Below are 11,969 nucleotides of genomic sequence, written 5' to 3'. Positions count from 1 at the left end.
TGCAAAACCCCAGCTCAGGCGTCCTTCTTCACCGGCTCCAGAATCGCCACGCACTCCACATGGTGCGTCATCGGGAACAGGTCGAACGCGCGCAGCGTGCGGACCTTGTAGCCGTTGTCCGCGAAGTAGGCCAGGTCGCGGGCCAGTGCCGCCGGGTCGCACGCCACGTACGCGATGCGGCGGGCGCCGAGGGTGGTCAGGTGCTTGACCGTCTGCTTGCCGGCGCCGGCGCGGGGCGGGTCCAGGACGATCAGGTCGACGTTCGTGATGCCGGTGCGCGGCAGGACCTGTTCGACCTTGCCCTGCTCGATGCGGACGCGTTCGAAGCTCTGGAGGTTGTGGCGGGCGTCCTCCACCGCGCGCTTGCTCGTCTCGATGCCGAGCACCGCGCCCTGGTCGCCCACCCGGTCGGCGATCGCGCCCGCGAAGAGGCCGACGCCGCAGTACAGGTCGAGGGCGGAGTCGCCCTTGCGGGGCAGCAGGCCCTGCATGACGGCCCGCATCAGGGTGTCCGCGGCCTGCGGGTGCACCTGCCAGAAGCCGCCCATGCCGACGCGGTACGTACGCCCGTCCGCCCGCTCCCGTACGAAGGCGCGCCCGTGCACCCGGTGCACTCCGCCGTCCTTCTCCTCCACGCGCAGGACCGAGACCGGCTTGTCGAGTTCGACGAGCGGCAGCCGGCCGCCCGGGCGCGGAGTGAGCACGACCTGGCGGTCGTTCGAGCCGGTGGCCGCGATCGCCTCGACCGACGCCATCTGCGGCCAGTCCTGCTGCTCGATGCCCAGCTCGCTGACGCCCGGCGCCGCGATCATGCAGTGGTCGATCGGCTGCACCTCGTGCGAGCGGTGCTTGCGCAGTCCCACGCGGCCGTCGGCGTCCACGGCGTACTGCACGCGCGTGCGCCAGGCGGGGACCTCGCCCTGCGGGAGCTTGTCGCCGGGCGCCGGCATGACGGTGCCGTCCCAGCCCGCCTCCTCGGGCGTCAGGCCCGCGAGGCGCATGAGCTGCTCCGCGATCACCTCGCCCTTGAGCCGCCGCTGCGCGCCGGGCTTGGCGTGCTGCCAGTCGCAGCCGCCGCACTTGCCCGGTCCGGCGTACGGGCACGGGGCCTCGATGCGGTCCTTCGACGCCTCCAGGACCTCGACCGCGTCCGCGCGCAGGTAGCGGGAGGACTCGCCGCCGTCCGTCACCCGGGCGCGGACCTTCTCGCCGGGCAGCGCGTGCCGTACGAACAGCACCCGGCCCTCGTCCGTGCGCGCGATGCAGTGGCCGCCGTGGGCGACCGGGCCCACCTCGACCTCGTACTCGGTCCCGACGAGGGAGTCGGCCGGCTCGGCCGGCTGCGCGGCTTCCTTCGAGTCCTTGGGTACTGACTGCATGACGGGGTGACTCCAGGGATCAAAGGGGTACGGCCGGACTTCAGCCCACCAGTCTACGTGGGTGTCGTCCGGCCGTTCACCACAGCGAAGCGGTAAGGGAGGTCAGCGCTTGCTGCCGTTGTTCTCCTTCGGGCGCCGGTCCACCGGACCGCGCCGCACCGCACCGGGCGCGTTCCACTCCTGGCGCTTCTTGGCCCGCTCCTTCGCGAGTTCCGAGGACTGGAGCTGGTACGGCACCGACGTCACCATGACGCCCGGGGTGAACAGCAGCCGGCCCTTCAGCCGCAGCGCGCTCTGGTTGTGCAGCAGGTGCTCGTACCAGTGGCCGACCACGTACTCCGGGATGTAGACGCTGATCGCGTCCCGCGGGCTCTCCCGCCGCAGGCCCTTGACGTAGTCGATGATCGGCCGGGTGATCTCGCGGTACGGCGAGTCCAGGATCTTCAGCGGCACGTTGATCCCGCGCCGCTCCCACTCGTCCTTCAGCGCCTTCGTCTCGGCCGGGTCGACGCTGATGCTGAGCGCCTCCAGCTTGTCGGAGCGCGTCAGCTTGGCGAAGGCCAGGGCCCGCAGCGTCGGCTTGTGGACCTTGGACACCAGGACGATGGAGTGGACGCGCGAGGGGCGCACGCTGTCGTCGGAGGGGCCCTCGTCGGCGGCGATCTCGTCGGCGACCCGGTCGTAGTGCTTACGGATGGCGCTCATCGTCCCGTAGAAGATCACCATGCCGAGCAGCGCGACCCACGCGCCGTGCGTGAACTTGGTGGCCAGTACGACGATGAGCACCAGGCCCGTGAAGAAGGCGCCGAAGGTGTTGATCGCCCGCGAGCGGACCATGCGGCGGCGGGCCGCCGGGTCCTTCTCGGTGCGCAGGTGGCGGTTCCAGTGCCGGACCATGCCGATCTGGCTGAGCGTGAAGGAGACGAAGACGCCGACGATGTAGAGCTGGATCAGCTTCGTCGAGTCGGCGTCGTAGATCCACACGAGGAGGATCGCCGCCCCGGCGAGCAGCACGATGCCGTTCGAGAAGGCGAGGCGGTCGCCCCGGGTGTGCAGCTGACGCGGCAGGTAGCGGTCCTGGGCGAGGATCGAGCCGAGCAGCGGGAAGCCGTTGTACGCGGTGTTGGCGGCCAGGAAGAGCACCAGCGCGGTGGCCGCAGCGAGCAGCACGAAGAAGAACGTGCCGTCGCCGAACACGGCCGCCGCGACCTGGGAGATCACCGGGTCCTGTACGTAGTCCGGCCCGACGGCGGCGCCGTCGTGGATCAGGTCCTTCGCCGGGTTCTCGGCCATCTTGACGTCGGTGGCCATGGCGAGGCCGATGATGCCGCAGAACATCGTGACGGCCAGGCCGCCCATCAGCGCCAGCGTCGTGGCGGCGTTGCGGCTCTTGGGCTTGCGGAAGGCCGGCACGCCGTTGCTGATGGCCTCGACGCCGGTGAGCGCCGCACAGCCGGAGGAGAAGGCGCGCAGCAGCAGGAAGACGAGGGCGAAGCCGGCCAGGCCCTGGTGTTCGGCCTTGATCTCGAAGTCGGAGGTGGGGGCGTGCATGGTGTCGCCCATGACGAGGGAGCGGTAGGCGCCCCAGGCGATCATGAGGAAGACACCCCCGACGAAGACGTACGTGGGGATCGCGAAGAGCTTGCCGGACTCCTTGACCCCGCGCAGGTTCATCAGCGTCAGCAGCACGATGATGCCGATGGCGCAGAGCACCTTGTGCTCGACGACGAAGTGGACGGCCGAGCCGAGGTTCTCCACGCCCGAGGAGATCGACACGGCGACCGTGAGGACGTAGTCGACGAGCAGGGCGCTGGCGACGGTGAGACCCGCCTTGGGGCCGAGGTTGGTGTTGGCGACCTCGTAGTCGCCGCCGCCGCTCGGGTACGCGTGCACGTTCTGGCGGTACGAGGCCACCACGGTGAACATCAGCACCACGACGGCGACCGCGATCCACGGGCTGAAGTGGTACGCCGACACACCCGCGATGGAGAGCACCAGGAGGACTTCGCCCGGTGCGTACGCCACGGAGGAGAGCGGGTCGGAAGCGAAGACGGGGAGTGCGATGCGCTTGGGGAGAAGGGTCTCTCCCAGCCTGTCGCTGCGCAGGGCCCGGCCGATCAGGATCCGTTTGGGCACGTCGGTCAGTTTGGACACGCAGAGGATCGTAAGCGTTCGAAAAGGGCATCGCCCACCCACCACCCCCCACCGCCACGGAATCTCCGCCGGAGGCCGCCGGGTCCCTGTCTTCGCCGCACTCCGGCGCCCCGGAGCAACCCGGAAGCACTCCCCGGACGTCCTACGTGATCGATGACGCGTTCGGCGTTGCCGCTACGGTGGACGAAGACAGGGGCGAGGCAGCACCGGGCACCAGTGCCCATGCTTCCCCCGGTGAGATGGGAAGGACGATGTGAGCAGGGTGTTTGTGCAGGTCAGCGGGGCGACCAGGAGTGCGGGGTAACGGGACGATGCACGTCGTCATCATGGGCTGCGGGCGAGTGGGAGCCGCTCTCGCGCAGAACCTTGAACAGCAGGGGCACACGGTCGCCGTCATCGACCGGGACCCCACGGCCTTCCGCCGCCTGGGTTCCGGTTTCGGCGGCCGCAGGGTCACCGGGGTCGGCTTCGACCAGGACACCCTCCGCGAGGCGGGCATCGAGGACGCGGGCGCGTTCGCGGCGGTCAGCAGCGGTGACAACTCCAACATCATCGCGGCCCGGGTGGCCCGCGAGATGTTCGCCATCGAGAACGTCGCGGCCCGTATCTACGACCCGCGCCGCGCCGAGGTCTACCAGCGCCTGGGCATTCCGACGGTCGCCACGGTCCGCTGGACCGCCGACCAGATGATGCGCCGGCTGCTGCCCTCGGGGGCCGAGCCGCTGTGGCGCGACCCGAGCGGCGGCGTGCAGCTCGCCGAGGTCCACACCTCGTCCGCCTGGATCGGCCACAAGATCAGCCGGCTCCAGGAGGAGACGGGCGTGCGCGTCGCCTTCCTCACCCGCCTGGGCGAAGCGGTGCTGCCGACGTCCCAGACGGTGCTCCAGGAGGGCGACCTCGTGCACGTGATGATGCGTACGGACGAGATCGCGAAGGTCGAGGCGGCCTGTTCGCACGGCCCCGAGGAAGGCGGTCAGGCATGAGGGTCGCCATTGCCGGGGCCGGCGCGGTGGGACGTTCCATCGCGGGCGAGCTGCTGGAGAACGGGCACGAGGTCCTGCTCATCGACAAGGCGCCGACCGCCATCTCGGTGGAGCGCGTGCCGCTGGCCGAGTGGCTGCTGGCCGACGCCTGCGAGATCACCTCGCTCGACGAGGCGGCGCTCCAGCGCTGCAACGTAGTGATCGCGGCCACGGGCGACGACAAGGTCAACCTGGTCGTCTCGCTGCTCGCGAAGACCGAGTACGGCGTGCCGCGCGTGGTGGCCCGCGTGAACAACCCGAAGAACGAGTGGCTGTTCACCGAGGCGTGGGGCGTCGACGTGGCGGTCTCGACACCGCGCCTGATGTCGGCGCTGGTCGAGGAGGCGGTGAGCGTGGGCGACCTCGTACGGCTGCTGCGCTTCAGCCACGGCGACGCCAACCTCGTGGAGCTGACGCTGCCGCCCGAGTCCGCGCTGGCGGGCACGCAGGTCGGGGACGTCGACTGGCCCGAGGACACCTCGCTGGTCACGATCATCCGCGGTACGCGGGTGCTCACGCCGAGCCAGGAGGAGACCCTGGAGGCGGGTGACGAGCTGCTGTTCGTCGCCGCGCAGGCCCGCGAGGAGCAGCTGGAGGACCTGCTGTCGGTCCGCAAGGAGGACGCGGCGAGCTGACCGCGTCCGTACGCACGACAGGGGCGGGGCCCGGAACCACGACGGTTCCGGGCCCCGCTCACGTGCGTACGGGCAGTCAGGCCTCGCGCTGCGCCGAGGCGGCGGCGGCCGCCCTGCGCTCCTTCTCGGCCTTCTCCTCGGCCTCCATCTCCGCGAACACGTCGATGGGCGGCGGGGCCTTCGCCAGGAAGACCCACGTCAGGTAGACCGCGAGCAGGAACGGCGGGATCTTGAGCGCGACCAGCACCCAGCCGAGCTGGGTGGTGTCGGCCCACCAGTACAGCGGGAAGAGGATCGCGCACTTGGCGAGCAGGATCAGGCCCCAGGCCCAGCTGGCCTTGGCGTACGCCTTCTTGCGTCCCGGGTTGCGGGTCCGCCAGGAGAGGTTCTCCTTGAAGACCGGGCCCAGGATCAGGCCGATCAGCGGGACGCCCGCGAGCGTGGTGACGATGTACGCGAGGGCGAGGCCGAGGGTGTAGATCATGCCCGGCAGGTAGAAGTCCTTGGCGTTGCCCGTCATCATCGCGAAGACGACGCCGAAGGCGACCCCGAAGACACCGCTGAAAGCGTGCTTGACCGTGTCCCGCCGGATCAGCCGTACGGCGACGAGCACCAGCGACACCGCGAGAGCGGCGACGGCGGAGACGTGCAGGTTCTTGTTGACCGTGAAGATCGTCACGAACAGCAGGCCGGGGAGCACTGTCTCCACCATGCCGCGCAGGCCGCCGAACGCCTCGAACAGCGCGGCCTCCGTCACGGCCTTGGAGTCCTGGGCCTCAGCGGCCCGCGCCGGCGCGCCGTGTGCGTCGGCGGCCCGGTCGCGCGCGTTGTCGTGATCCGTCGCGGTCGGCTTGTCGAGAGACGTCACCGGCTACTCCTGTCCGAGCGGTCGGAGCTCGTATTTGGGATTGAACAGCACCCGGCGGCCGTGGCTCATGGAGATACGGCCCGAGGCGATGAGCCTGCGGCCCGGTTCTATGCCCACGATGGAACGGCGGCCCAGCCACACGACGTCCAGGGGCGCGGTGCCGTCGAACAGCTCCGCCTCCAGGGCGGGGACGCCGGCCCGCGGACGCAGGGTGACCGTCCGCAAGGTACCAGTCACCTTCACCACCTGGCGGTCGTCGCAGTCGCAGATGCGTGAGCACCCCGCGGCCTGGGAGTCCTCCTGGAGCTCCGCGGAGTGCAGGTCCTCCTGCGAGGTGGACAGCCGGTCGAGCATCCGGCGGAACCGGCCGGGCTTATCCGAACGAGGTACGGCACTCATACACGAAGCGTACCGGGGAGCGGCCCCGCGCGGATCACCCCGCGTCGTACCGCCTCCCGTCACCCCCGTTCGAAGCGGTACCCCATGCCGGGCTCGGTGACGAAGTGCCGGGGGTGCGAGGGGTCGGCCTCCAGCTTGCGGCGCAGCTGCGCCATGTAGACCCGCAGGTAGTTCGTCTCGGTGCCGTACGACGGGCCCCAGACCTCCTGGAGGAGCTGCTTCTGGCCGACGAGGCGGCCGGTGTTGCGTACGAGCACTTCCAGCAGGTGCCACTCGGTGGGGGTCAGCCGTACGTCCCTGCCGTCGCGGTGGACCTTCTTGGCGGCCAGGTCGACGGTGAAGTCGCCCGCGTCGACGACCACGTCGTCCTCGGCGGCGGCGGCCGGCTCGGCCCTGCGGACGGCGGCGCGGAGCCTGGCGAGGAGTTCGTCCATGCCGAAGGGCTTGGTGACGTAGTCGTCGGCCCCGGCGTCCAGTGCCTCCACCTTCTCGTCGGAGGTGTGGCGGGCGGAGAGCACCAGGATCGGCACCCGGGTCCGGCCCCGCAGCCCCTTGATGACCTCCACGCCGTCCATGTCGGGCAGGCCGAGGTCGAGGACGACCACGTCGGGGTGGCGGGCGGCGGCGAGCCGGAGCGCGGTGGCGCCGTCGGCGGCGGAGTCCACCTCGTAGTGGCGCGCCTTCAGGTTGATCACGAGGGCGCGCACGATCTGCGGCTCGTCGTCGACCACGAGCACCCGGGTCATGGAGTGCCTGCCTTTCTGCGGGAAGTGCGGGAGTGCGTGCGGGACCGGGTCACGGGGGGTCCGGGGGTTGGGTGCGGGACCGGGTCACGGGGCGGTCCGGGCGGGGAGGCGCGAGCGCGGCGGTGCGGGCCCGGCGGCCGCCTTGAGGGTCAGGATCATGGTCATGCCGCCCCCGGGGGTGTCCTCGGCGGTGAGCGTGCCGCCCATGGCTTCGGCGAAGCCCCGGGCGACGGCGAGGCCGAGGCCCACTCCGGCGCCGCGCGGGGCGTCGCCGTAGCGCTGGAACGGTTCGAATATCCGGTCCTTCTCGCCGTCGGGGACCCCGGGGCCGCGGTCCGCGACGCGCAGCTCGACGCGGTCGCCGAGGGCGCTGGCGGCGACCTGGACGGGGGCGCCGCCGGGGCTGTACTTGACGGCGTTCTCGACGAGGTTGGCGACGGCGCGCTCCAGGAGGCCGCGATCGACCGCCACCATGGGCAGGGTCTCGGGGATGTCCAGACCGACGCTTTCGGCGGGTACGCCGACCAGCGCCATCGGGACGACCTCGTCGAGGTCGGTCTCGCGGATCAGCGGGGTGACCGTGCCGGTCTGGAGCCTGGACATGTCGAGCAGGTTGCCGACGAGGTGGTCGAGGCGGTCGGCGCCGTCCTCGATGCCGGCGAGCAGTTCGGCCTCGTCGGCGTCCGACCAGGCCACGTCGTCGGAGCGCAGGGACGACACGGCGGCCTTGATGGCGGCCAGCGGTGTCCGCAGGTCGTGGCTGACGGCGGCGAGCAGGGCGGTGCGGATGCGGTTGCCCTCGGCGAGCTTGCGGGCCACCTCCGCCTCCCCCACCAGGCGCTGCCGGTCGAGTACGACGGCGGCCTGCGCGGCGAACGCGCCGAGCACCCTGCGGTCCTCGGCGGGCAGGACGCGGCCGGTGAGCGCCAGCGCCATGTGGTCACCGACGGGCATGTCCACGTCGGCGTCCTCGGGGCGGGCCACCGGCCGGGGGCCGACGCTGCCGGCGCAGGTCCACGGGTCGACGTCGCTCCGGCGTTCGAGCAGCGCCACGGACTCCATGGCGAACGTCTCCCGGACCCGTTCCAGCAGGGCGTCGAGCGTCGTCTCGCCGCGCAGCACACTGCCGGCGAGGAAGGAGAGGATCTCCGACTCCGCGCGCAGGCGGGCCGCCTGGTGGGTGCGGCGGGCCGCCAGGTCCACCACGGAGGCGACGGACACGGCCACCGCGAAGAAGATCACGATGGCGACGAGGTTCTCGGGATCGTCGATCGTCAGGGTGCGGGTGGGCGGCGTGAAGTAGTAGTTCAGCAGCAGTGAGCCGACGGCGGCCGAGGCGAGGGCGGGCAGCAGCCCCCCGATCAGGGCGGCGATCACGGTCAGGAAGAGGAAGAGCAGGATGTCGTTGGCGAGCCCCGGGCCGTTCTCCACGCTGGTGAGCAGCAGCGAGAGCAGGGCCGGCGCGGCGACGCCGAACAGTCCTCCCGACAGGAGCCGGCTGCGGCCGAGGCGGGCCCCGCGGGCGACGGGCAGGCCGCGGCCCCTGGCGACGTGGTCGTGGGTGACGATGTGGACGTCGAGGTCGGGCCCGGAGTCGCGGGCCACGGTGGCGCCGACGCCCGGCCCGAAGACGTACTGCCAGGCTTTGCGCCGGCTGGATCCCAGGACGATCTGGGTGGCGTTCACGCCGCGCGCGAACTCCAGCAGCGCGGAGGGCACGTCGTCGCCTATGACGTGGTGGAAGGTGCCGCCGAGATCCTCGACGAGGGTGCGCTGTACGGCGAGTTCCTTGGGCGACGCCGAGGTGAGGCCGTCGCTGCGGGCGATGTAGACGGCGAGGATCTCGCTGCCGGAGCCCTTGGCCGCCATGCGCGAGGCGCGGCGGATGAGCGTACGGCCCTCGGGTCCGCCGGTGAGGCCGACGACGATGCGCTCGCGCGCCTGCCAGGTGGAGCGGATGTTGTGCTCACCCCGGTACTGCTGGAGGTACTCGTCGACCCGGTCGGCGACCCACAGGAGCGCCAGCTCGCGCAGCGCGGTGAGGTTCCCGGGACGGAAGTAGTGGGACAGCGCCGCGTCGAGTCTGTCCGGCTTGTATATGTTGCCGTGGGCCATGCGGCGGCGCAGGGCCTGGGGCGACATGTCGACCAGCTCGATCTGGTCGGCGCGGCGCACGACCTCGTCGGGCACCGTCTCCCGCTGCCGTACGCCGGTTATCGACTCGACGACGTCGCCGAGGGACTCCAGGTGCTGGATGTTGACGGTGGAGATGACGTCGATGCCGGCCCGGAGCAGTTCTTCGACGTCCTGCCAGCGCTTGGCGTTGCGGGTGCCGGGGGCGTTGGTGTGGGCGAGTTCGTCGACGAGGGCGACGGCGGGGCGGCGTTCGAGGACCGCGTCGACGTCCATCTCGGTGAAGACGGCGGAGCGGTGCTCGATCTCGCGGCGGGGTATCTGTTCGAGCCCACGCAGCCGGGCCTCGGTGCGGGGGCGGTCGTGGTGCTCGACGACGGCGACGACGCAGTCGGTGCCGCGCTCGACCCGCCGGTGGGCCTCGCTGAGCATGGCGTACGTCTTGCCGACACCGGGCGCCGCACCCACGTACATCCTCAGCTTGCCGCGTCCCATGGCCCCATTGTCTCCAGAAGCGTGCCGCGGCCCGACGGGGCGGCCCTGGTGACGCTACAGCCCCGAAACCGGCGAAACGGGTGTGCGGCCGCATATTGGCGAGACTCTTACGCGCCCGCGTACGCCGGCGGGGGCCGGGAACGCCGGTGGGCCGCACCCCCGCCGCGGGGAGTACGGCCCACCGGTCGCGCCGGATACGGGTCAGCGCACCTCGGTGATCTCGGGACCGCGCTGGAGCTGCCCCATGCCACCGGAGAAGCGCGAGCCCTCCTGCTCCTCCTGCTGCACGCCCTCGGGCACCATCTGGGCGTCGTTCGGGAGCTTGAGGACGATCGGGTCGCGCGGCGCCATCGGCCCCTCGCCCCGGACGACCACGGTGTCCTTGAAGACGTGCTCCAGTACGCCGGCGGCCTGCGGCTGCACCGCGCCCTGGCCGGAGATCACTCCGCGCAGGAACCAGCGCGGCCCGTCGACGCCCACGAAGCGGACCATCTGGACGCCGCCCGTGCCGTCCGGCAGCTGTACGGGGACCTGCGCGCGCAGCTCCCAGCCCAGCGGGCCCTCGACCTCGTCGATGATGCCGCCCTGCTGGGTGATGCCGGAGGCGATCTCCTCGCGGACCTCTCCCCAGATGCCTTCCTTCTTGGGGGCGGCGAAAGCCTGGAGCTGTACGGCGCTGTCGCGCAGTACGACCGTCGCCGCCACGATCGCGTCGCCCGCGACCTCGACCCGCAGTTCCATGCCCTCGACCCCGGGCACGAACAGTCCGCCCAGGTCGACCCGGCCCTCGCCGGGCTCCATCACCTCGGACACGTCCCACGGACCGTCCGGGCGGGGTGCCGGCGGCAGGTTCACCCTGCGTACCGACCCGTCGCCGTCCGCGGCCTCGTCAGGCTCGACGTCGTCGACGACCTGCTCGGCCTCGCCCGCCACATCCGCTGTGTCCCTCGCGGATTCGCTCTTCTTGCGACGTCCGAACACGTCACTGTCCTTCCCGGTCGGATACGACCGATGCGTATCGATTCCCACCCGCCCGGCCGCCCACGGCGGCATGACCGCCGGTGGAACCGAAGCCCCCCTCGGCCCGCGCCGAGCCGGGAAGCTCCGCGACCTCGTGGAAGCGCACCTTCTCGACCTGCTGGACGACCAGTTGGGCAATCCGGTCGAAGCGCTCGAACCGCACGTTTTCGCGCGGGTCGAGATTGACCACGATCACCTTGATTTCCCCACGGTACCCGGCATCCACCGTCCCCGGGGCATTCACGAGGGCGACTCCGCAGCGGGCGGCGAGACCTGATCGCGGGTGCACGAAGGCCGCGTACCCGTCGGGCAGCGCGACAGACACCCCGGTGGGCAGTACGGCGCGCTCGCCGGGGGCCAGTTCGGCGGCCTCGGTCGTCACCAGATCGGCTCCCGCGTCACCCGGATGCCCGTACGAAGGCAGGGGTACGTCCGGGTCGACCCGGCGGATCAGCACGTCTACGGGCTCACGGGTCACGGGTTCACCTCGAAGGCGCGGGCGCGCCTGGCCTGATCGGGGTCGGCCATGGCCGCCCGGATCTCCTCCGGGCGTCCGTTCTCGATGAAGTGGTCGACCTTGACTTCGATGAAAAGGGCTTCGGCGCGGACCGCCACGGGCCCGTCGGGGCCTCCGATGCGTCCGGTCGCCGTGGAGTAGATCTTGCGGCCGTGGACCGCGGTCACCTCGGCGTCGAGGTGCAGCACGGTGTCCACCGGCACGGGACGCACGAAGTCGGTCTCCAGCCGGCCGGTCACCGCGATCACCCGCAGAAGCCAGTTCAGCGAGCCGAGCGTCTCGTCGAGCGCCGTGGCCAGTACGCCGCCGTGCGCGAGGCCGGGAGCCCCCTGGTGGGCCGTCCTGACCGTGAACTCGGCCGAGACGCGCACGCCCTCGCCGGCCCGGGCCTGGAGGTGCAGCCCGTGGGGCTGGCCTCCGCCACATCCGAAGCAGTGCTCGTAGTGCGCTCCGAGCAGCTCTCCGGGCGGCGGTGCGTCGGGGTGCCGGACCGGGGCCGCGGCGTCGGCCGGGGGCTTGAGGGACGCGGGCCCGGGGGCCGCCTCCCGGGCGTTCTCAGTACTCACAGGCGCAGACCTTACCCGCGCGGGTAGGCGCGGGT

General features: G+C 71.4%; 11 protein-coding genes. 2 read left to right on the top strand and 9 right to left on the bottom strand.

Features of this window, described 5'->3' with window-relative positions:
• Positions 1-14: 14 nt before the first annotated feature.
• On the bottom strand, positions 15-1,379 hold the full coding sequence (locus ACWGH0_RS02055; RefSeq protein WP_453402167.1) for a class I SAM-dependent RNA methyltransferase: 1,365 nt from the start codon (positions 1,377-1,379) through the stop codon (positions 15-17).
• 102 nt (positions 1,380-1,481) lie between these two features.
• Positions 1,482-3,533: an APC family permease gene (locus ACWGH0_RS02050; RefSeq protein WP_453402166.1), complete on the bottom strand. Its 2,052-nt coding sequence runs from the start codon at positions 3,531-3,533 to the stop codon at positions 1,482-1,484.
• 311 nt (positions 3,534-3,844) lie between these two features.
• On the opposite strand from ACWGH0_RS02050, the gene ACWGH0_RS02045 reads away from it, so the two are divergent.
• Positions 3,845-4,516, top strand: coding sequence for a potassium channel family protein (locus tag ACWGH0_RS02045; RefSeq protein ID WP_453402165.1), 672 nt, complete (start codon positions 3,845-3,847; stop codon positions 4,514-4,516).
• Positions 4,513-5,190 (top strand): potassium channel family protein, encoded by a 678-nt coding sequence (locus ACWGH0_RS02040; RefSeq protein WP_069926473.1) that lies wholly within the window; start codon positions 4,513-4,515, stop codon positions 5,188-5,190. Before ACWGH0_RS02045 ends, ACWGH0_RS02040 begins: the two co-directional genes overlap by 4 nt.
• A gap of 76 nt (positions 5,191-5,266) precedes the next feature.
• On the opposite strand, the gene ACWGH0_RS02035 is transcribed toward ACWGH0_RS02040, so the two are convergent.
• From ACWGH0_RS02035 to ACWGH0_RS02005, 7 genes are all read right to left on the bottom strand, one after another.
• Positions 5,267-6,058 carry a DUF3159 domain-containing protein gene (locus tag ACWGH0_RS02035; protein ID WP_453402164.1) on the bottom strand — a complete coding sequence of 264 codons (792 nt, stop codon included), beginning with the start codon at positions 6,056-6,058 and terminating at the stop codon, positions 5,267-5,269.
• Between the two features lie 3 nt (positions 6,059-6,061).
• The gene (locus ACWGH0_RS02030; protein ID WP_453402163.1) at positions 6,062-6,457 is read right to left on the bottom strand and encodes an OB-fold nucleic acid binding domain-containing protein; all 396 of its coding nucleotides are present in this window, start codon (positions 6,455-6,457) and stop codon (positions 6,062-6,064) included.
• 59 nt (positions 6,458-6,516) lie between these two features.
• Positions 6,517-7,203, bottom strand: coding sequence for a response regulator (locus ACWGH0_RS02025; RefSeq protein WP_453402162.1), 687 nt, complete (start codon positions 7,201-7,203; stop codon positions 6,517-6,519).
• A gap of 84 nt (positions 7,204-7,287) precedes the next feature.
• Positions 7,288-9,831 carry an ATP-binding protein gene (locus ACWGH0_RS02020; protein WP_453402161.1) on the bottom strand — a complete coding sequence of 848 codons (2,544 nt, stop codon included), beginning with the start codon at positions 9,829-9,831 and terminating at the stop codon, positions 7,288-7,290.
• Between the two features lie 201 nt (positions 9,832-10,032).
• Positions 10,033-10,812, bottom strand: a complete 780-nt coding sequence (locus ACWGH0_RS02015) for a DUF3710 domain-containing protein (RefSeq protein ID WP_453402160.1) — start codon at positions 10,810-10,812, stop codon at positions 10,033-10,035.
• Between the two features lies 1 nt (position 10,813).
• The gene (gene dut, locus ACWGH0_RS02010) at positions 10,814-11,329 is read right to left on the bottom strand and encodes a dUTP diphosphatase (protein WP_453402159.1); all 516 of its coding nucleotides are present in this window, start codon (positions 11,327-11,329) and stop codon (positions 10,814-10,816) included.
• Positions 11,326-11,934, bottom strand: coding sequence for a PaaI family thioesterase (locus ACWGH0_RS02005; protein ID WP_453402158.1), 609 nt, complete (start codon positions 11,932-11,934; stop codon positions 11,326-11,328). The genes dut and ACWGH0_RS02005 overlap by 4 nt, the downstream gene beginning before the upstream one ends.
• Positions 11,935-11,969 lie beyond the last annotated feature (35 nt).

The sequence above is a fragment of the Streptomyces sp. NPDC054887 genome (genome assembly GCF_053610585.1).
The sequence above is the reverse complement of the archived record's forward strand: the minus strand, read 5'-3'. Positions and strand labels throughout refer to the sequence as shown.

What these genes read in the sequence shown, in the direction of transcription:
- ACWGH0_RS02045 (WP_453402165.1), top strand. Translation starts at nt 3,845, where the DNA reads ATGCACGTCGTCATCATGGGCTGCGGGCGAGTGGGAGCCGCTCTCGCG.
- ACWGH0_RS02030 (WP_453402163.1), bottom strand. Translation starts at nt 6,457, where the DNA reads ATGAGTGCCGTACCTCGTTCGGATAAGCCCGGCCGGTTCCGCCGGATG.
- ACWGH0_RS02055 (WP_453402167.1), bottom strand. Translation starts at nt 1,379, where the DNA reads ATGCAGTCAGTACCCAAGGACTCGAAGGAAGCCGCGCAGCCGGCCGAG.
- ACWGH0_RS02020 (WP_453402161.1), bottom strand. Translation starts at nt 9,831, where the DNA reads ATGGGACGCGGCAAGCTGAGGATGTACGTGGGTGCGGCGCCCGGTGTC.
- ACWGH0_RS02040 (WP_069926473.1), top strand. Translation starts at nt 4,513, where the DNA reads ATGAGGGTCGCCATTGCCGGGGCCGGCGCGGTGGGACGTTCCATCGCG.
- ACWGH0_RS02025 (WP_453402162.1), bottom strand. Translation starts at nt 7,203, where the DNA reads ATGACCCGGGTGCTCGTGGTCGACGACGAGCCGCAGATCGTGCGCGCC.